Genomic DNA, 18,244 nt, shown 5'->3' with positions numbered 1-18,244 from the left:
GATAGGAATCGGCAGGCAGGTTTTGCCCGTTACCCCATCTACGAGTGCCCGGCGAAAAAATCGGGTACCGTTTTTTCGATGAATTTTTTCCTACAACCGCGTTGCACTTTGTGACGACCCGGCGACAACGACGCGCACCCGATCCTTTTCCCGCTCGATCCGCACATGCGGCAATGTCTGCAGATAAGCGATAAAGGCATCGACGTCGCGGGCGTGAAACACACCGCTCAAGCGCATGTTCGCGACCGCAGGATCTTCGATCAACAACGGACGCGTGGTATAGGCGTTGAAACGTCGCGCCACATTCGCGACCGTATCGCGCTGAAAGCGAATTTCCGTCGGCAGCCATGCGGTTGCCGATGCAAGATCGGTCGATGTCGAACGACGCACGCTACCTTGCGCATCCATATGCGCCTGCTCGCCGCCCGTCAGATCGGCTAGTGAGGCGCCCGTTTCGTTGCGCCAGGCAGCCCAGCGTGAGCCGCGCTCCAGAACCTGCACGCGGCCGCTGATGACGGCAACGTCCGCACCCTGCTCGGTACGCTGCACTGCGAATACCGTGCCGATATCGCGCAAGAGATTTGCGCCCACAGTGACGCTCAACGGGCGGACCGCATCCTTGCCGACATCGAACAAGGCGTTGCCGCTTACGATCTCGATATGGCGCGCGTGCTCATCGAAACGCACCGCGATGGTGCTCTGCCGATCGAGTTGCACCAGCGTTCCGTCAGACAAGGCGACGCTGCGCACGGCATCGTTGCCCGAGCTATAGACGTCTGCGGGAGCTTCACGTCCCAGCCACCAGCCGGAAGCGCCCAATACAACGATGGCGAACATCGCCGCTGCAGCCAGCCACGTGGCGCGATGGCGGCGACGTGGCGCCGGCACCCGCGCAGTCTCTTTTCGCGCTGGAAGGGGGGCTGGCTTGCGCAAGGCCACCACCGCACTTTCGGTGGCCGCCAGATCGACCAGCTGATCCGTGCTGAGTGCCTCCATCGTGGCGGCAACCTGCATATCGCCATGCATCTGCGCGATCGCCAGATACTCGCTCAAATGCGCCGGCGAGCGCCGCAGCCATGCCAGAAACTCGCCTTGCTGCGCTTCGGACATGCCCGCCCGCTGATCCAGATACCAGCTTGCCGCCTGCTCGGTAAGCCGCAGCGAGCTTTCTCCGGAGTGCTTGAAGCGCTGTGTCTCATTCATAACGAAGCATCCCTTGCCGGCATGCCGCCAGTCCTTTGACGATGTACTTCTTGACCATGTTCGGCGAGATACCCAGACGTTCGCCGATCTCGCGATAACCCAGTTCATCGCGATAGTGCAGTACCAACACCGCACGGCATTTGGGCGATAGCCGTCCAATCAATTGTCCCAGTCGCTGCCGTCGAAGGCCTTGATCGACCTGAGCGTCGGCTTCGCAGGGTGCGCTCAGCCGGTCCAGCACTTCTTCCAGACCTTCGCTGCTTACCGGAGCGCGACGCTTCATCTGTGCGCGTTCCTTGATCAGGTTCGACGCTACCGTGACCAGATACGCCTCCGGATTGCGGATGTCCTCCTGGCCGCCGCGATCGCTGCGCAGCAGGCGCAGATAGACCTCCTGCACAAGATCCTGCGCGTCCCAGGCGTGCGCGACCCGCCGCATGACATAGCTATTGAGCCATGCCCCTTGCTCGGCAAACAGCTTGGACCACGTGTTGTGCTTGTCGGCGCTCACTACGGACCCGTACGGAACGGCCGGGGGCCGTCTGCAATGAACCGGCCACGCTAAAGGCGATATGTGACGGCACGATGAAAGCGCAACCCGCCTCTGCTACCTTCACCGCTTCTTCGATTACCGCAAGGTCCGTCATGCGCCGACTCGCTCCGTCCCTGCTTGGCCTCTCGTTGCTCTGCGCGCTGGCATTGCCAGCGGCCATGGCCGCCGAATCCGGAAAGACCCCTTCGCCCAAGGAGTTGCTGGATCACGCCAAGCCGGAAGAATGGCGCAGCCCCGATCCGCAGAACGTCGTGGTGATGCAGTTACCGCAGGGGCGCGTGGTGATCGAGCTGGCGCCGGACTTTACGCCGCGGCACGCGGAAAACATCCGCACCCTGGTGCGTGGCCACTATTTCGATGGCCTGGCGATCATCCGCGTGCAGGATAACTTCGTTACCCAATGGGGCGATCCGGAAGACGACGACAAGGGCGACAAGTCCAAGCTCCGTTCGCTGGGCAAGGCCAGCAAAACCCTGCCGCCCGAATACACCCGTCCGATCGATGACAAACTGCCGTGGACTGCCCTGCCCGATGGCGACGTCTATGCGCCCGAAGTCGGCTTCTCCGAGGGCTTCCCGGTGGCGCGCGACAAGTCCACCGGCCAGGAGTGGCTGACCCATTGCTATGGCGCTGTTGGCGTGGCCCGCGATGTCGGTCCGGAAACCGGTAGCGGCAGTTCGCTTTACGCCATCATCGGCCAGGCACCGCGCGGTCTCGACCGTAATCTGGCCGTGGCCGGCCGAGTACTGCAAGGCATGGAGTTCCTGTCGGCTTTCCCGCGCGGTACCGGGGCGTTGGGTTTCTACGAGAAGCCCGAACAGCGCACGACGATCCGCTCGGTCACCCTGCTTGCCGATATGCCCGCGGCACAGCGGCCGAAGTTGCAGGTGTTGCGTACCGATAGCCCGACGTTTGCCGCGTTGATCGAGGCGAAGCGCAATCGGTATGATGATTTCTACACCGTACCGGCGGGCAAGATCGACTTGTGCAGCATCAATGTCCCCGTGCGTGACGCAAAGTAGCTAGCAGCCGCTAGACCGCCGTTTCGACAGAGCGCTCTCGCTCTGTCGATTCGCTGTTGCCTTCCGGATAGTGATACCAGGATTGATGCGGAGAAGACTGCTTGCACGAAAAGCATTGAGTCTTCTCCCAAAAATGGCCGCAGCCCGGACAGCAGCCGGCCGTCCAGAACGTATGCCAGCGCGTGCCGCAGCCCGAACCGGGCTCGCCCGGCGCGCAATACCAGCGGCTGTCAATCTTGGGTTCCCACGAGCAAAGCGGGCAATGGATATGCGGCTGGGCTGACATTGGCTTCCCTGAGGTCCTGTCCACTCCATAGTGTAATCAACGATACCCCGCCGCCTGCAACTCAAACAGCTCGGCATAGTGACCGCCGGCGGCAAGCAAGTCCGCATGACTGCCGATCTCCACGATGCTGCCGCCTTCGAGCACCATGATGCGGTCGGCCATGCGCACCGTCGAAAAGCGATGCGAGATCAGCACCGCGGTCTTGCCCTGCGACAGTTCCTTGAAGCGCTGAAACACCTCGAACTCCGAGCGCGCATCCAGCGCCGCGGTCGGCTCGTCCAGGATCAATAGCTGCGCATCGCGCATGTACGCACGAGCGATGGCGATCTTCTGCCACTCGCCACCGGAAAGATCCACGCCACCCTTGAACAGCTTGCCCAGCATCTGCTCATAACCCTTGGGCAGCTTGGCGATCACCTCGTCGGCAACGCTGCGGCGCGCTGCATCGGTGATGCGCTCGCGATCGTCGCGCGCCTCAATGCGGCCGACAGCAATATTGTCGGCAGCACTCAGGAAGTAGCGCACGAAGTCCTGAAAGATCACCCCGGTATTCGCACGCAACTCGTGCAGATCGTATTCGCTCAATGGGTGACCATCGAGCAGAATGCGGCCCTCGTCCGGGTCGTAGAGTCGCGAAAGTAATTTGACCAGAGTCGTCTTACCGGCACCGTTTTCGCCCACCAGCGCCAGCACCTCACCCGCACGCAACGTGAAGTTGAGGTTGCGCACCGCCCAACGCTCGGCATCGGGATAACGGAAACCCACATCCTCGAATACGAAGCCTTCGCGGATCGGATTAGGAAACGGCCGAGGGTGCTCGGGCGTATAGATTTCCGGCTTGATCTGGAAGAACGAAAACAGGTCATCCAGATAAAGCGCCTGCCCTGCCACCTGCGAGAAACCGATCAGCAGGTTCTCCAGCAAGCTGCGCAGCCGGCGGAACGAAGCGGACAGGAAGGTGAGATCGCCGATGGTGAAATCGCCGCTTACCGTGCGAAACGCAATGATCGCGTAGGCGAGGTAATAGCCGATCGTGCCGATGGTGGTGAACAGACCGCCCCAGCCGGCGCGGCGCAGTGCGATGCTGCGGTTGGCGCGATAGATCGACTTGGACAGCACGCGATAACGGTCGATCAGGAAATCATTGAGGTTGAAGCTTTTGACTTCCTTGGCCGTTTGCGCGCTGGCGCCGACCATGCGCAGGTAGTCCAGCTCGCGTCGCTCCGGGGTCCATTGGTAATTGACCGCGTAACTCTGCGCATTGAAATGCAGCTCGCCGACAAAGACCGGCACCAGCGCGATCAGCAACAGCAGAATCAACCAAGGCGCATAGACGGCCAGACCCACCGCAAAGCTGACGATGGTGACGATGTCCTGCGCCTGCCCGAGCAACTGCGAGAGCAGTGAACTGCGGCCGGCCACCTGGCGTCGCGCGCGATCCAGGCGATCCTGCAGATCGGCATCTTCGAAGTCTTCCAGGTCGAGCGAAGCGGCATGCAGCATCAATTCGATACTGGTAGCGTTGCTGTAAAGCTCGGACAGCAGCGAATCGATCAGCGAGACGATACGGCCCAGAATGTCCGCGGCGATCGCCAGCGAGAATTCCAGCGCGAGCAAGGCCCAAAGGCGATGCATCTGCGCATCAGCCAGCCAGTCGGACAGCCCGCCATGGAAACCTCCCGCGCGGATCAGATGCGTGACTTCGTCGATGATCAACTTGCCGACGTAGAGCGTCACTACCGGCAGCAGTGCGCGTGCCAGCCTCAGGACGATGGTCCAGATGCACAGCCAGGGGCTGGTTCGCCATATGCCGAGCAGGAACGGCGGCAGGTTGCGCAAGGCGCTGAAGCGCTCGCGCAGACTTTGCTTGGGCGGTGGCTCGCCACGACTGGCCCCACCCTTAGCTGCTCGCCCACCCATGCTGTATTCGCGCGGCATCGTTACTTCCGGGTCCGGCCTTAGCCGAAAGCCGGAGCATGCCATGGGGGCTTGTCTTTAGATACACTTACGATATATCGTAATTACATCTTAGATACTACGAGAGGACCTGATCATGCGTGGACACCATTCGTTATTTCATGCGATGCGCCATCGATTCCGGGCCATGCACGAGGAACACCACGACCGGGCTTTTGAACACCATGCTGCACGGCACGGCTTTCGTGGCGGCCCGGGCGGGGATTTCTTTGCCGACTGGAACGAGCTGCGTGGCGGCGGCCGGCGCGGCGGCGGCCGCATGTTCGGTCACGGCGATCTGAAACTGCTGCTGCTCGCCCTGCTCGAACAACAGCCGCGTCACGGCTACGAGATGATTCGCATCATCGAAGAAATGTTTCATGGCCACTACTCGCCCAGCCCCGGCGCCATCTACCCCACGCTGACCATGCTGGAAGAAATGGGACATGCGCAGGTGGAGAACGAACAGGGCGGACGCAAGCTCTATGCAATCACCGACGAGGGACGCCGCTTCCTCGACGAAAACCGTGCCGCGGTCGAAGCCATGACCGAACGCACCGAACACAGCGCGCGCATGGCTGCGAAGATGTCAGCGCCGCAGGCCATCCGCCAGGCCATGCATGCCCTCAAGCATGCCCTGCTGATGCGCGGTACGGAGTGGACCCGTGCGGAAACCCAACGCGTTGCGGCCATTCTCGAAAAAGCGGCCACCGACATCGCCACCGGGCAGCGCCGTGAATAGCCCCGGCGAGGATCTGGATCGCTGGCAGCAACGCTGCAAGGCCGCTGGCCTGCAAATGACCGCCCCCCGACGCGCCGTGCTGGCTGCCCTGGTGGCACGACAGGACGCCATGGATGCGGTGGCGTTGCTTGTACAGGCACGCGAACACTATCCACGCGCCAGTATCGGCACGGTGTACCGCTTCATGCGCGAGCTGGAACAGCACGCCCTGGTGCAGGTACACAGCGAGGCTCATGGGCGCATCCATTGGCGACTTGCCGGCACGGCGCAACCCGCTGCGACACCGCCGGACATGGATGCCCTGGCCGTCGTGCGGCAGATCGCCGAGCGCCTGGGCTACCGCTTGATTCGCCGCAACGGCGACTTCATCTACTGATTCCCCGCCACGCCATCGCTCATCCGAGCCAGTAGCCGGCTGCTTACTTTCCCCCAAGGAGCATTCATGGCAAGACATGAACCACGCATGGTTCGTCATACGGTGGTGATGCGCCAGCTCGATGTGCTGCGCGTAGAACGTCTGACCCCTCACATGCAACGCATCGTACTCGGCGGCCCCGAGCTGGCCGGCTTTATCAGCGCCGCGCCGGACGATCACGTCAAGCTGTTCTTTCCCAACAGCCACGGCGAGATCGTACGCCCGACACTCGGCGCCAACGGCCTGGAGTATCCGCCCGGCAAGGAACCCTCGCCCATGCGCGACTACACGCCACGCAGCCACGACGAAACCCGCGGCGAACTGACCGTGGACTTTGTCCTGCATGGCGACGGTCCCGCGGCGACGTGGGCGGCGCAAGCCACACCGGGGCAACAGCTTGGTGCGGGCGGCCCACGGGGCTCGTTTATCGTCGCCGATGATTTCGATCACTACGTCATGGCGGGCGATGAAACCGCCGTGCCCGCGATCGGTCGCTGGCTGGAAGAGCTGCCGTCGCATGCCAAGGCGACTGTGTTCATTGAGATTCCCGAATCGGCCGACCGGCAGAGCCTGAGTTCGAATGCGCATTTCGATGTGCAGTGGCTGGATCGCAAGGGTGACGATGCTGCGAGTAGCACATTGCTGGAACAGGCCTTGCAGCAATTTGTGTCGCCCAACGGTGATACGTTTTATTGGATCGCTACTGAGTCGAAGCGTGCACGCAACATGCGTCAATGGTTAAGCGAGCATCGTGACTTGCCTAAGGAGCATGTGAAGGCCACGGGTTATTGGAAGTTTGGCGATAGCGACGATTGATTGATTTGGTGAGGCATGCCGCGAGCACCTGCCCCCTCACCCCAACCCTCTCCCCCGGCAAAGCCATGGGAGAGGGAGCAGGCTGCGCAAGTGCGAAACACTGAAGCACCCTCAATAGATTCCCTCTCCCCTGGCTTTGCCGGGGGAGAGGGTTAGGGTGAGGGGAGCTCTAAGTCCTGAGATTCACGTGAACACCCCGTGAGCAATCTCACCAACGACGACACTCTGTATGCATAGGACACGGTATCCATAACCCCATGCCAACGCATGGGAGAAGCAAGAAATGAAGCGCGGCCGGAAAGTGCTGAGCTGGATCGGAGGCATCCTGGTCTTGCTGATCGCAATCGTCATCATCGTGATCGCCACCTTCGACTGGAACCGGGCCAAGCCTTTTATCAACGACAAGGTCAGCCAGGCGATCGGACGACAGTTCGAGATTCAGGGCGACCTGAGCGTGCATTGGCAGCGCGAACCTGACCAGGGTGGCCTGGCGGCGATCGTGCCGTGGCCGGAATTCGTTGCGCAACAGATCCGCATAGCCAACCCGGACTGGGCCACGAACAAGCAGTTCGCCACGCTCGATGCCCTGCGCTTCCGCCTCTCGCCGCTGGCCTTGCTGGCGCATCGCATCACCATACCTACCGTGCAGTTGGTACAGCCGAACATCGACCTGCAGCGTGACAAGCAAGGGCGTGCCACCTGGGACTTCACCCTGCCGCAAAGCACCGGCCCTTCGACATGGAGCCTCGACCTGGGTGCGATCGGCTTCGATCGTGGCCATATCGCTCTCGACGATGCCTCCAGCAAAATCCAGCTACAGGTGAATATCGAGCCGCTGCAAAAAGCCATCCCGTATGACGAGATCGTGGCGCAGCAGTCGGCGCGCGCACGCGACGAGGCACAAAAAACTGCCGGTGGCGACGCGAAGAAAACGCTAGCCAATGCGCAAACGGAAAGCGAACCCAAGACGCGTCCCACCTCCGCCTACGCATTCGCCTGGCAGGCCAAGGGTAGTTATCAGGGTGCACCGCTATCGGGCGATGGCAAGACCGGCGGCGTGCTGGCCTTGCAGCGCAACGACCAACCCTTCCCCGTACAGGCGGATGTGCATGCGGGCGATTCGCATATCGCCCTGGTCGGCACCTTGACCAATCCCATGCACCTGGCTGCGCTCGATCTGCGCCTGTGGTTTTCCGGCACCAGCATGGCAAAGCTCTACCCGCTTACTGGATTGACGCTGCCCGATACGCCGCCTTATGCCACCGAAGGCCACCTGATCGCCGAGCTGCACAAGAACAACAGCCATTTCAGCTACCAGAATTTCCGCGGCCGGGTCGGCGGCAGCGACCTGGGCGGCAGCCTCGATTTCAGCACGGCCGCCCCGCGCCCGAAACTGACCGGTAAGTTGCACTCGCAATTGCTGCAATTCTCGGACCTGGGTTCGCTGGTCGGCGCCGATTCGAAAGAACAAAAGCAGCAACGCGGCGACACTACCGCGCAGCCTGCCGACAAAGCGCTACCGGTCGAGCCTTTTCGCACAGACCGCTGGAAAGCCATGGATGCGGACGTCACGTTTACCGGTACGCGCATCATCCGCGATGCCAATCTGCCGATCGACAACTTGAGCACACATATCGTGCTGGAGGACGGCAAACTGCATCTGGATCCACTCAGCTTCGGCATGGCCGGCGGCAACGTCACCGGGCTCATCCACCTCGACGGCAGTCAGATACCGATGCGCGGACGGATGGATCTGAAAGCGCGCCATCTGAAACTGAAAGAGCTGTTCCCGACCGTTCAGGCGATGAACACCAGCTTCGGCGAAATCAACGGCGACATGGCCATGAGCTCGAATGGCAACTCGGTGGCCGAACTGCTGGCCACCGCCGACGGCGAGGTCAAGCTGCTGATGAACGACGGGGCGATCAGCAAGACCTTGCTCGAAACCGCGGGCCTCAATATCGGCAACGTGGTCATCGGCAAGTTGTTCGGCGACAAGACGGTCAAGATCAACTGCGCCGCTTCGGACCTGGTCGCCGCCAACGGCGTATTCCAGACCAAGCTGTTCGTCCTCGACACGGAAGACGCGATCATCGACGTCGACGGCAACGTCAACTTCGCCACCGAACGCCTGGACCTTGATGTCACGCCGCATACCAAGGGCTTCCGGGTGTTCTCGCTGCGCTCGCCGCTGTACGTCAAGGGCACGCTGAAGAACCCCGATGTCGGCGTGCATTCGGCCGGGCTGATTCTGCGCGGCGGCGGCGCCCTGGCCCTGGGGATATTCGCCGCACCGGCGGCCGCGCTGGCGCCGCTGGTGGTCCCGAGTCGAGGCAACCAGGAGAATGCATGCCAGGGCGTGCTGGAGCAGATGCGCGGAACAAAGGTAAAGGCGCCGGTGCAACCGAAGGCGAAGTGATCGGCTCACACCACGTACAATGCGGGACCGCCACGACGATCCCGCACCGTGCAGCCCGCCGCCAAAGCCCGCCTACAAATCCACTTCTGCGTCCTGCTCTGGGGATTCACGGCCATTCTCGGCAAGCAGATCACCCTGCAGGCGCTGCCGCTGGTCTGGTGGCGTACTTTGCTGGTGACCTCGGCGCTGTTGCTGGTGCCCAGGGTGTGGCGCGGGCTCAAGGCCATGCCGGCCAGATTGCGCTGGGCGTATGCCGGTATCGGTGCGATCGTGTCGCTGCACTGGCTGACGTTTTATGCGGCGATCAAATTATCGAACGCATCGGTCGGCGCAACCTGTATTGCCCTGGGCCCGGTCTTTCTCGCTTTTATCGAGCCGTGGATCGCGCGCCGTCGCTTTGATCCGCGCGAGCTGCTGATCGGTCTCCTGGTCATTCCCGGCGTCGCCATGGTGGTGGGTGGCGTGCCGGTGGAAATGCGGCTGGGTATTGCGGTGGGCGCGCTATCTGCGCTGCTGGTGGCCATCTTCGGCTCGCTCAACAAGCGTCTGGTCGAGCATGGCGATCCGCTGACCGTCACCTGCATCGAACTGGGCTCGGGCACGCTTTTTCTCACCTTGCTCGCACCGTTTCTTCCGCATGCGGGCCCCGCTTTCATGCTACCCGGTGCGCATGATGCAGCGCTGCTGCTCCTGCTGTCATTCGGCTGCACCTTGCTGCCCTTCGCCTTGGCACTCGTCGCACTGCGTCAGATGAGCGCCTTCGAGACGCAGATGGTGACCAATCTCGAACCGGTGTATGCGATCGTGCTGGCTATCGTATTGCTGGGCGAACAACGTCAGCTCGACACCTGGTTCTATCTTGGCGTCGCGGTGATCCTGACTGCCGTGTTCGCCCATCCTTTCCTACACCGCCGCGATAGCCAGCCGGCGAAGACCGAGCTGCTGGCTACCGCGGAGAGCCACAACATAGTCGACTAATGCGCCGCCGAGGCCGGTGATGCCGGATGCTCGTCGTGATCGTGATCGCCATCGTGATCGTCATGCCCTTCGTCATGATGATGGTGTCCGCCACCGTGCCCGTCGTCACCGTGCGTACCGGCCAGCGCGACAAAACCGTCTTCATCGAGCTTGGGCAACTGACGGATAAAGGCCACCATGTCCCAGATGGCATCATCGCTATGGCTGACGCCCCATGCCGGCATGGCCGTCATCTTGACGCCGTGCTTGATCACCCAGAACGCCTTGGCCGGATCGGCGATGCCGAGCTTGGCCAGATCCGGCGGCTGCGGATAAAGCCCCTGCCGCAACTCGGTGCTGCGCATGCCGGGCGTCAAATGACAGGCGGCGCACATCTGCGCGTAGTGTTCGGCGCCCGAGTGAATGCGTGTCTGGGCATCCAGGTCAGTAGGCACCGTTACACCGGCCGACTCTCGTGCAATCGATCGCTCGCGCAGTGTCTCGACGATCTGCGTGGTTACGCCCCAATGGGGACGGTCTGCGCCGATATCGTAAACGCCGGAATATATAAAGGCGGCAGCAGCCACCGCGAGTATCACCAAGACAACAAACAATGTTTTCAAGATCATTCCCCTCGTTGAGTATCTAGAACCAGAAACGGATGCCGGCAACCCAGGTCGTTTCGTGCGCGGCGGTATCAAGCAGGACATCGGTGGGTGCGTTGGCAATACGCCGGTAAGCCCACGACACCCCGACATAGGGCGCAAAGCGTCGGCTGAATTCGTAGCGCAAACGCAAGCCGGCTTCGGCCTCGGACAGACCGGCACGAATCGCACGCTGCGGATCGTTGCGGCTATAAAGGTTCAGCTCGATCTTCGGCGTCAATATCAGCCGCTGGGTAAACAGCACGTCATAGCTGCTTTCCAGACGCAGAGCCGTACGTCCTTGCTCTCCCGCATAGAACGTCGCCTGTGTTTCGAACCAGTAAGGTGCCAGGCCTTGCACACCGACGGCCAGCCATTGCCGCTTGGGCCCGTTACCGATGTCCTGGCGCAGGCCAAGCTGACCATCCCAATAAGTCGTCCAGGCATGACCCCATAGCACGTCGACGCGTCCATCTTGCGTTACGCCACGCTGGCGCTCACCCTCGCTGCGTATCCACAGGCGATCGATATCGCTGCCCCACCAGCCCTCGCCCTCCCAGGCTGTGGCGTTGTCGCCGCCTGTGGTGCGCGTACGCTCCAGGCGGTCGATCAACAGCATGCCGCGCGTGCCGGTGTCGTGCATATCCATCGCGTCGGACATGGCATGCTGTGCCATGACATGCTGCGGCGGCGGTGGCGGAACGTGATCGTTCGGCGGCAATGGCGACGATGAAGCGGCGGCCGGAGGCACGTCGTGATGCTGATGCGGCATGGACATGCCGGGCATATCGTCCATCGGCATATCCTGCATGTCGTCCGCGGGCTTCGTCTGTTGCGCATACGCCAGGCCCGAAACACCGCACAGCAGGAGAAACATCAAAAGCCGCTTCATGCCACCACCACTTCGCGCATCATGCCCGCTTCCATGTGATAGAGGAGATGACAGTGGTAGGCCCAGCGGCCGATCGCATCGGCGCTGACGCGATAGGCCACGCGTTGTGCCGGCTGAACCACCACGGTGTGCTTGCGTACCTGGAACGCGCCATCGGGAGACTCCAGCTCGCTCCACATGCCGTGCAAATGGATCGGGTGAGTCATCATGGTGTCGTTGATCAGCACCACGCGCACGTGTTCACCGTGGCGCAGCTGGATAGGCCCGGTGTCGGAGAAGCGCTTGCCGTCGAACGACCAGAGATAGCGTTCCATATTGCCGGTGAGGTGTAGCGTCATCTCGCGATCGATCCTGGGCGAGATCGGCGCATCGACCGCATGCAGGTCGGCATAACTGAGCACGCGCCGGCCGTTGTCACGCAAGCCCACACCAGGATCATCCAGGTTGCTGCGCGGCTGCGGCACACGCATGTCGATTTCTGGGCCATGGCCGCGCATCGACATGTCGCCCATGGCGCCATGGTCCATGGCCATCCCGGGCATGCCATGCATGTCGTGGCTCATGCCACCGTGCTGCATCTGTCCCATCATGTCGCTCATGGCGAGCAAGGGACGAGAATCGAGCGCCGGCACATCGGCCACCATGCCGGCTCGCGGTGCCAGCGTGGCGCGGGCGAAACCGGAACGATCCATGCTCTGTGCAAAGATCGTCCAGGCGCGGTCGGCCGCCGGCTCGACGATCACATCGTAGGTCTCCGCATTGGCGATGCGAAACTCGTCGACGGTCACCGGTTCGATCGGCTGCCCGTCGGCGGCCACCACGGTCATTTTGAGACCGGGGATACGCACATCGAAAAAAGTCATCGATGAGCCGTTGATAAAACGCAGCCGTACTTTTTCGCCCGCATCGAACAAGCCGGTCCAGTTGCCCGCTGGCGTGGAGCCGTTGATCAGATAGGTATAGGTCATGGCCGATACGTCGGCCAGATCGGTGGGATCCATGCGCATCTGGTTCCACATGCGCCGTTCGCCCAGCGCCTGCGACAGACCTTGCCGGCTGGCGTCGCGCAGAAAGTCGCCCATCGTGCGCTTGCCGATGTTGTAGTAATCGCTTTGCTTTTTCAGGTTGGCGAAGATCCGTTCCGGATCGGTATCGGTCCAATCGCTAAGCAGGATCACGTGCTCGCGTTGCACCGCGTGACGTTCCTGGCGCGGCTCGATCACGATCGGCCCATACAAACCGGTCTGTTCCTGGAAACGCGAGTGGCTGTGATACCAGTACGTGCCTGCCTGATTCACCGTGAAGCGATAGACGTATTCGCCGCCCGGCGGGATGCCGTCGAAACTCAGGCCCGGCACGCCATCCATATCGGCCGGCAGCACGATGCCGTGCCAGTGAATCGAACTGGTAACGGCAAGGCGGTTGCGTACGCGGATGGTCACTGTTTCGCCCTGGCGCCAGCGCAACAAGGGGGCCGGTAACTGGCCGTTGACCACCGTGGCCACACGCTTGCTCCCAGTGAAATCCACCGGCAACTCGCCGATTTCCAGCTCGAAATGGGTGCCGCTCAGTTCGGTGCGCGGTGTGTCAGTGGCGGCGAAAACATCGCCGCTGCGAAACAGCCCCAGCCCGGCAGCGACGCCGCCCAGGGTCAGACCTTGAACGAAGCGCCGACGCGGCAGCGAAAGGCCGCGCGGATCCTGCTTACTCATGATGTCGACTCCAACGGCCGTCCGTCCGGCTATGCGAAAGCGGACGCTCGGCCAAAACGATGCTCATCCGTGGCAGCACCACAAACATCTGCTGCCATGAATACCGTTATTCAGGCGAAGTCATTCGCCGGTGGCCGTAATGGAGGGGATTGCGCGCGCTGTGGCGCGGAGCGGTGTCCCTGCACTGCCAGCGGATGGGCTGGTAGCCGGGAGATCATGCCCAGTGCCACGGTAGGTGGCAGCGTGGCCGGGGCGTGCACGCAGGCACAGTCGGCGGTGGCCATCGGACCCTGGCCATGCGCATGTCCGGTATCGTGCATGCCCGCGCTGTCGGGCATATGCATGCCTGTACAACAATCGGTCTGTGCCCAGGCCATGCTCACCAGCGCCAGCCACGCACACAGCGCCCAGGCCAACACATGGCGGGAACGGCGGAAGGGCTGGAGCGAGCGACGGGGCATGGGGCGAGGATAGCCAGCATGCACAGGGCGCTCAACTCTGGAGCAGGCTCCAAGCCCCTTCCATCGGGCTTTACCTCGCATCGGCGCCCCCGCGAATGCCGAAGTCCAGCGCCATCAGGGCACTCCCTCTATACTGCGGATCACATCAAAGCGCCGACGCCATGAATTATCGCCACGCCTTCCACGCCGGCAATTTTGCCGACGTTCTCAAGCACGCCGTGCTTTTTGCGCTGATCGAGGCGCTCAAGGCCAAACCGTCGCCATTCTGCTTTGTCGATACGCATGCCGGCAGCGGCTGCTACGCGCTCGATGGCATGCAGGCCGGCAAGACCGGCGAATACAAGGATGGCATCGCGCGCCTGCTCTTTCCGGACATGCATGGCGACGGCAGCGCACCGGCGCTGCCCAGCCTGCTGCAGCGCTGGCTGCAGACCATTCTCGACCTGCCCGGCAATGAGGACGGCTTGAAGCTCTACCCCGGCTCGCCGCTGCAGGTAGCCCGCGCGATGCGCGCCAGCGACAGCGCACAGCTATGCGAATTGCACCCGGAAGAAGCCACGCGCCTGCGCGACTTGTTTCATCGCGATGCACGCGTTCATGTACATCAGCGCGATGGCTACGAGGCGCTCAAGGGCTTCGTGCCGCCGCAGGAAAAGCGTGGCCTGGTCCTGATCGACCCGCCCTTCGAAGCCCAGGAAGACGAATACCGCACGATCGAGAAAACCATCAAGAACGCCTTGCTGCGTTGGCCTGGCGGCGTCTATGCGGTGTGGTATCCGATCAAGCGCCGCAGCCAGGTACAACCGTTCCACCGCTGGCTGCAACACAGTGGCGTCAAGCGCGTGCTGCGTGCGGAGCTGCTGATTCGCCCGGACGATTCACCGCTCCGTCTCAACGGCTCGGGCATGGTCATACTCAACGCGCCCTGGAAACTCGACGAGGCCTTGCGCGAACCGATGCATGCACTGGGACGGTTGCTCTCGCAGGATCGCCCGGCCCAGACGCGGCTCGACTGGCTGGTCGAGGAAGCGCCCTGAACGCTAAGCTTGGTTATCTCCAGCCCACTTCCTGAGGAGTACGGTCATGCGTTTTGCCCCGCTACTGATCCGCCTGGCCGCTCCGGCTGCGCTGCTGGCCCTGAGTGCCTGCGCCCCGGCACCGATCTACAAGCCTACCGCGGCCAACGTGGTCGTCGCGCCGGCGCAAGTCTCGCAGACGCCGGAACAGTACAGCGGCCACGACGTGATCTGGGGTGGCCGTATCGTGCAAGTGAACAACCTCGCCGACCATAGCGAAATCGAGATCCTCGCCTATCCGCTGGACAGCTCTCAGCGACCCAAGCTGAGCGGCAATGGCATGGGACGATTTATCGCGACCATGCCTGGCTATGTGGAATCGATCGATTACCCGCAAGGCGCCCCGATTACCGTCACCGGCCATCTCAGCGGCAATCGCTCCGGCAAGGTGGGTGAAGCCGATTACGCCTTTCCCTTGGTCGGCGTGACGCAATCGCATATCTGGTCGACGTCGGAGATGCAGGGCGGCAAGGTCAATTTCGGTGTAGGCGTGGGCGTCGGTATCCGCTAAATCCCACGCGATTCGTTCAAGGAAAGCTCGATGTCCGGACACGCCAACTCGCTCAGAGCGATCCTGCTCGCTCTGGGTGCCAATTTCGCGATCTTTATCGCCAAGCTGATCGCCGCCGTCATGACCGGCTCCGGCGCCATGCTGGCCGAAGCGGTGCATTCGCTCGCCGACTGCGCCAACCAGGGTTTGCTCCTGGTGGGCATGCGACAGGCCAAGCGGCCGCCCTCGGCGGAATACCCGCTCGGCTGGGGCCGCGTGATGTATTTCTGGTCGTTTCTGGTGGCGATGCTGCTGTTCAGCGTCGGCGGCATGTTTTCGATCTATGAGGGCGTGCACAAGCTCAGCCATCCCGAGCCATTGAGCTGGCCATGGCTTGCCGTGGGCGTGCTGGGTTTCAGCATCGTGGTCGAAGGTATCTCGATGCACGGCTGCCTGCAGGAAGTAAACAAGGCGCGTGGCTCGCGCAGCCTGTGGCGCTGGTTCCGCGAAACGCGCTCGAGCGAACTGCTGGTGATCTTTGGCGAAGACCTCGCCGCCCTGCTTGGCTTGACGCTCGCGTTTATTGCTGTGGTCGCCACGATGATCACCGGCAACCTGCTGTTCGACGCCGCCGGCACCATCGCCATCGGCATCCTGCTCGTCATCGTTGCCGTTGCCGTCGCCAACGAAGTGAAGGCGCTGCTGATCGGCCAGGGCGTCGAGCCGGAACAGCGCGAGGCATTGATCGCCTTCTTGAACGCGCGCCCCGAGGTCGACGCCGTACTCAACCTGCTGACCTTGCAAATGGGACCGGACGTGATGGTCGCCGTGAAGGCACGCATGGCGCCGGCGCCGGATCAGCGCAGCTTTATCGAGGCGATCAACCGCACCGAGAAGGCGATGAAAGAGGCTTTCCCGGATGTTCGGTGGAGTTTTTTTGAGCCGGATATTGCAGACTAGCGCGTCAACGTTTCAACTCAAGCAAGTCCCAAGCATTCCCATAAAGATCCTCAAACACCGCCACCGTGCCATACGGCTCGTGTCGCGGCTCTTCGCGAAAATGCACGCCTTGTGTGCGCATGCGACGCCAATCCCGATCAAAGTCGTCCGTGTGCAGAAATAACCAGACACGACCGCCTGCCTGGTCGCCGATACGCGCGGTCTGTGCTTCGCCGACGGCCTGAGCCAGCAGAATGCGGGTTTCCTTTGCGCCTGGCGGTGTCAGCAAGACCCAGCGCTTGCCGCCGCCCAGGTCGGCGTCCTCGACCAGTTCGAAGCCCAGTGCGCGGGTGTACCAGGCGATCGCTTCGTCGTAGTCGGCGACCAGCAGCGCAAAGCTGCCGATATGTTGCTTCATGCTTGCTTATTCCTTGAAGGGTGCGGGGCCGATCGCCGCCTGCAGTTTCTTGGTGAGTTTGGAGCGTACCTGGAGATAGGCGCCGCGGATCAGTTTTTCCAGCGTCGCGGTGGTGAAGCGGCGACGATCGGTGACGGCGATCCAGTGCGCCCGCGCCAGATAAGGCGCCGGTGCCATGCCCTCCTGATCGGTCAGTTCCAGAAAGCGCTCGTCCGGGACCTTGAACATCAGGCGCCCGTCCTGACCACGCTCACTCGAAGCCACCACGAACATCTTGCCGCCAACGCTGAAAACCAGCGCGTCGCCCCATTTGATGTCGCGGGTCACGCCGGGCCACCCGCTGCAAAGCTGCTCCAGCCGCTCGGTACTCAGGCCTTTGCTCATGCGTCCGCCTCGTCAGTAGGTTCAGCCTTGCATTCTGAGGCGAGGGGCCGGCACCACACCAGCTCAACGCGGCGTGCCGCAAGATCGGGTATACCGGCTCGCCTGGATGCCGCACTTGCGGCAAAACGCTCTCTTCAAAGCCTCATTTCAAGCTTTCTGTTCATGTTGCAGTGCACACAATACGGTAAAGTATGGATATGTCCCTCCCCGCCATCCAGCTCACCGACACGCCCCACCAGGCGCCGCTGCCTCCGCGCGGCCGCGAACGCTTCGCGCGCCTGCAGCTGGTACGGCAGGCCCAGGGTGAATTGGTGCGCATCCACGATGGGCGGGAGCTGCGCCTGCGCGATATCGACGGGAACGACGTCGCGGCGATCAAGCGCTGCTTCCAGCGACTGTCACCGGAGGACATCCGTCGCCGCTTCCTGCATTCCATGTCCGAGCTGCCCGAGCCGATGGCGCAGCGCCTTTGCCGCATCGATCCGGCCATAGAGCGGGCCTATGTGCTGGAAGACGAAAATGTCGTGCCCGGCGAGATCCGCGGCGTGGGCCGTATCTACGTGGACGAAGCCGCGAACAGTGCCGAGTTCTCGATCGTGGTCGAACAGGATTGGACCCGGCTCGGCCTGGGCGCCATGCTCATGCAACACCTGGTCGACGAATGCCGCCGCCGCGAGCTGAGCGAGATCTGGGGCTATGTGCTGCTGGAAAACCGCCCCATGTTGCAGCTATGCCGCGAACTGGGCTTCGTCCAGCGGTTGCTGCCGGATGAGCCGGGGACGGCGCAGATTTCGCTGGCACTCTGACCCCAATCCCGCTGCACATCCCTCCCAGGCGTTAAACTAGCCCGCTTCCCTGA

General features: G+C 62.3%; 19 protein-coding genes. 10 read left to right on the top strand and 9 right to left on the bottom strand.

The window, feature by feature from the left end; translation table 11 throughout:
* Positions 1-90: 90 nt before the first annotated feature.
* Positions 91-1,203, bottom strand: a complete 1,113-nt coding sequence (locus tag ACZ6WW_RS18275; RefSeq protein WP_465275447.1) for a FecR family protein — start codon at positions 1,201-1,203, stop codon at positions 91-93.
* A complete protein-coding gene (locus tag ACZ6WW_RS18270) occupies positions 1,196-1,714 on the bottom strand; it encodes an RNA polymerase sigma factor (RefSeq protein WP_281849707.1) in 519 nt (172 codons plus the stop codon). The genes ACZ6WW_RS18275 and ACZ6WW_RS18270 overlap by 8 nt, the downstream gene beginning before the upstream one ends.
* Before the next feature lie 134 nt (positions 1,715-1,848).
* Between ACZ6WW_RS18270 and ACZ6WW_RS18265 the strand changes: the two genes are divergently transcribed.
* Positions 1,849-2,778 (top strand): peptidylprolyl isomerase, encoded by a 930-nt coding sequence (locus tag ACZ6WW_RS18265; protein WP_465275446.1) that lies wholly within the window; start codon positions 1,849-1,851, stop codon positions 2,776-2,778.
* A gap of 322 nt (positions 2,779-3,100) precedes the next feature.
* Here ACZ6WW_RS18265 and ACZ6WW_RS18260 read toward each other — a convergent pair whose 3' ends face one another.
* On the bottom strand, positions 3,101-5,002 hold the full coding sequence (locus tag ACZ6WW_RS18260) for an ABC transporter ATP-binding protein (protein ID WP_465275445.1): 1,902 nt from the start codon (positions 5,000-5,002) through the stop codon (positions 3,101-3,103).
* Between the two features lie 166 nt (positions 5,003-5,168).
* On the opposite strand from ACZ6WW_RS18260, the gene ACZ6WW_RS18255 reads away from it, so the two are divergent.
* The 5 genes from ACZ6WW_RS18255 to ACZ6WW_RS18235 all read left to right on the top strand — a co-directional run bounded on the left by ACZ6WW_RS18255 (position 5,169) and on the right by ACZ6WW_RS18235 (position 10,390).
* On the top strand, positions 5,169-5,762 hold the full coding sequence (locus ACZ6WW_RS18255) for a PadR family transcriptional regulator (RefSeq protein WP_465275444.1): 594 nt from the start codon (positions 5,169-5,171) through the stop codon (positions 5,760-5,762).
* The gene (locus ACZ6WW_RS18250) at positions 5,755-6,138 is read left to right on the top strand and encodes a Fur family transcriptional regulator (protein ID WP_465275443.1); all 384 of its coding nucleotides are present in this window, start codon (positions 5,755-5,757) and stop codon (positions 6,136-6,138) included. The genes ACZ6WW_RS18255 and ACZ6WW_RS18250 overlap by 8 nt, the downstream gene beginning before the upstream one ends.
* Positions 6,139-6,204: 66 nt before the next feature.
* Positions 6,205-6,993: a siderophore-interacting protein gene (locus tag ACZ6WW_RS18245; protein ID WP_465275442.1), complete on the top strand. Its 789-nt coding sequence runs from the start codon at positions 6,205-6,207 to the stop codon at positions 6,991-6,993.
* Between the two features lie 283 nt (positions 6,994-7,276).
* Complete coding sequence (locus tag ACZ6WW_RS18240) at positions 7,277-9,412, top strand: AsmA family protein (RefSeq protein ID WP_465275441.1); 2,136 nt, start codon at positions 7,277-7,279, stop codon at positions 9,410-9,412.
* A 48-nt stretch (positions 9,413-9,460) separates the two neighbouring features.
* On the top strand, positions 9,461-10,390 hold the full coding sequence (locus ACZ6WW_RS18235) for a DMT family transporter (protein WP_465275440.1): 930 nt from the start codon (positions 9,461-9,463) through the stop codon (positions 10,388-10,390).
* Here the strand turns inward: ACZ6WW_RS18235 and ACZ6WW_RS18230 are convergent.
* From ACZ6WW_RS18230 to ACZ6WW_RS18215, 4 genes are all read right to left on the bottom strand, one after another.
* The gene (locus tag ACZ6WW_RS18230) at positions 10,387-10,998 is read right to left on the bottom strand and encodes a c-type cytochrome (protein WP_465275439.1); all 612 of its coding nucleotides are present in this window, start codon (positions 10,996-10,998) and stop codon (positions 10,387-10,389) included. The two genes, ACZ6WW_RS18235 and ACZ6WW_RS18230, sit on opposite strands and share 4 nt — an antisense overlap.
* 16 nt (positions 10,999-11,014) lie before the next feature.
* Positions 11,015-11,905, bottom strand: a complete 891-nt coding sequence (locus ACZ6WW_RS18225; RefSeq protein WP_465275438.1) for a copper resistance protein B — start codon at positions 11,903-11,905, stop codon at positions 11,015-11,017.
* Positions 11,902-13,617, bottom strand: coding sequence for a copper resistance system multicopper oxidase (locus tag ACZ6WW_RS18220; protein ID WP_465275437.1), 1,716 nt, complete (start codon positions 13,615-13,617; stop codon positions 11,902-11,904). The genes ACZ6WW_RS18225 and ACZ6WW_RS18220 overlap by 4 nt, the downstream gene beginning before the upstream one ends.
* Positions 13,618-13,727: 110 nt before the next feature.
* Entirely contained in the window at positions 13,728-14,078 is a 351-nt protein-coding gene (locus tag ACZ6WW_RS18215) for a hypothetical protein (protein ID WP_281849718.1), read from the bottom strand.
* A gap of 161 nt (positions 14,079-14,239) precedes the next feature.
* Here ACZ6WW_RS18215 and ACZ6WW_RS18210 point away from each other — a divergent pair, with 161 nt between their 5' ends.
* Genes ACZ6WW_RS18210 through ACZ6WW_RS18200 form a run of 3 tightly spaced genes read left to right on the top strand, consistent with a single transcriptional unit; the run spans position 14,240 to position 16,604 of the window.
* Positions 14,240-15,115 carry a 23S rRNA (adenine(2030)-N(6))-methyltransferase RlmJ gene (locus tag ACZ6WW_RS18210; protein ID WP_465275436.1) on the top strand — a complete coding sequence of 292 codons (876 nt, stop codon included), beginning with the start codon at positions 14,240-14,242 and terminating at the stop codon, positions 15,113-15,115.
* Positions 15,116-15,161: 46 nt separating this feature from the next.
* Positions 15,162-15,665 carry a Slp family lipoprotein gene (locus tag ACZ6WW_RS18205; protein WP_281849720.1) on the top strand — a complete coding sequence of 168 codons (504 nt, stop codon included), beginning with the start codon at positions 15,162-15,164 and terminating at the stop codon, positions 15,663-15,665.
* Positions 15,666-15,695: 30 nt separating this feature from the next.
* Positions 15,696-16,604, top strand: coding sequence for a cation diffusion facilitator family transporter (locus ACZ6WW_RS18200; RefSeq protein WP_465275435.1), 909 nt, complete (start codon positions 15,696-15,698; stop codon positions 16,602-16,604).
* 4 nt (positions 16,605-16,608) lie between these two features.
* Here the strand turns inward: ACZ6WW_RS18200 and ACZ6WW_RS18195 are convergent, their stop codons facing one another.
* Entirely contained in the window at positions 16,609-17,001 is a 393-nt protein-coding gene (locus ACZ6WW_RS18195) for a VOC family protein (protein WP_465275434.1), read from the bottom strand.
* Between the two features lie 6 nt (positions 17,002-17,007).
* Positions 17,008-17,385 (bottom strand): MmcQ/YjbR family DNA-binding protein, encoded by a 378-nt coding sequence (locus ACZ6WW_RS18190; RefSeq protein WP_465275433.1) that lies wholly within the window; start codon positions 17,383-17,385, stop codon positions 17,008-17,010.
* Between the two features lie 191 nt (positions 17,386-17,576).
* Here ACZ6WW_RS18190 and ACZ6WW_RS18185 point away from each other — a divergent pair, with 191 nt between their 5' ends.
* Positions 17,577-18,191: a GNAT family N-acetyltransferase gene (locus tag ACZ6WW_RS18185; RefSeq protein WP_465275432.1), complete on the top strand. Its 615-nt coding sequence runs from the start codon at positions 17,577-17,579 to the stop codon at positions 18,189-18,191.
* Positions 18,192-18,244: the final 53 nt, after the last annotated feature.

This window comes from Dyella sp. NPDC103356 (assembly GCF_055584465.1).
Note: the sequence above shows the minus strand (reverse complement) of the source record. Positions and strands in the feature narration are given on the sequence as shown.

Bases quoted from the DNA above. Each gene is read 5' to 3' on its own strand.
- ACZ6WW_RS18275 (WP_465275447.1), bottom strand. From the start codon at position 1,203: ATGAATGAGACACAGCGCTTCAAGCACTCCGGAGAAAGCTCGCTGCGG.
- ACZ6WW_RS18265 (WP_465275446.1), top strand. From the start codon at position 1,849: ATGCGCCGACTCGCTCCGTCCCTGCTTGGCCTCTCGTTGCTCTGCGCG.
- ACZ6WW_RS18260 (WP_465275445.1), bottom strand. From the start codon at position 5,002: ATGCCGCGCGAATACAGCATGGGTGGGCGAGCAGCTAAGGGTGGGGCC.
- ACZ6WW_RS18255 (WP_465275444.1), top strand. From the start codon at position 5,169: ATGCACGAGGAACACCACGACCGGGCTTTTGAACACCATGCTGCACGG.
- ACZ6WW_RS18245 (WP_465275442.1), top strand. From the start codon at position 6,205: ATGGCAAGACATGAACCACGCATGGTTCGTCATACGGTGGTGATGCGC.
- ACZ6WW_RS18240 (WP_465275441.1), top strand. From the start codon at position 7,277: ATGAAGCGCGGCCGGAAAGTGCTGAGCTGGATCGGAGGCATCCTGGTC.
- ACZ6WW_RS18230 (WP_465275439.1), bottom strand. From the start codon at position 10,998: ATGATCTTGAAAACATTGTTTGTTGTCTTGGTGATACTCGCGGTGGCT.
- ACZ6WW_RS18225 (WP_465275438.1), bottom strand. From the start codon at position 11,905: ATGAAGCGGCTTTTGATGTTTCTCCTGCTGTGCGGTGTTTCGGGCCTG.
- ACZ6WW_RS18220 (WP_465275437.1), bottom strand. From the start codon at position 13,617: ATGAGTAAGCAGGATCCGCGCGGCCTTTCGCTGCCGCGTCGGCGCTTC.
- ACZ6WW_RS18215 (WP_281849718.1), bottom strand. From the start codon at position 14,078: ATGCCCCGTCGCTCGCTCCAGCCCTTCCGCCGTTCCCGCCATGTGTTG.
- ACZ6WW_RS18210 (WP_465275436.1), top strand. From the start codon at position 14,240: ATGAATTATCGCCACGCCTTCCACGCCGGCAATTTTGCCGACGTTCTC.
- ACZ6WW_RS18205 (WP_281849720.1), top strand. From the start codon at position 15,162: ATGCGTTTTGCCCCGCTACTGATCCGCCTGGCCGCTCCGGCTGCGCTG.
- ACZ6WW_RS18200 (WP_465275435.1), top strand. From the start codon at position 15,696: ATGTCCGGACACGCCAACTCGCTCAGAGCGATCCTGCTCGCTCTGGGT.
- ACZ6WW_RS18195 (WP_465275434.1), bottom strand. From the start codon at position 17,001: ATGAAGCAACATATCGGCAGCTTTGCGCTGCTGGTCGCCGACTACGAC.
- ACZ6WW_RS18190 (WP_465275433.1), bottom strand. From the start codon at position 17,385: ATGAGCAAAGGCCTGAGTACCGAGCGGCTGGAGCAGCTTTGCAGCGGG.
- ACZ6WW_RS18185 (WP_465275432.1), top strand. From the start codon at position 17,577: ATGGATATGTCCCTCCCCGCCATCCAGCTCACCGACACGCCCCACCAG.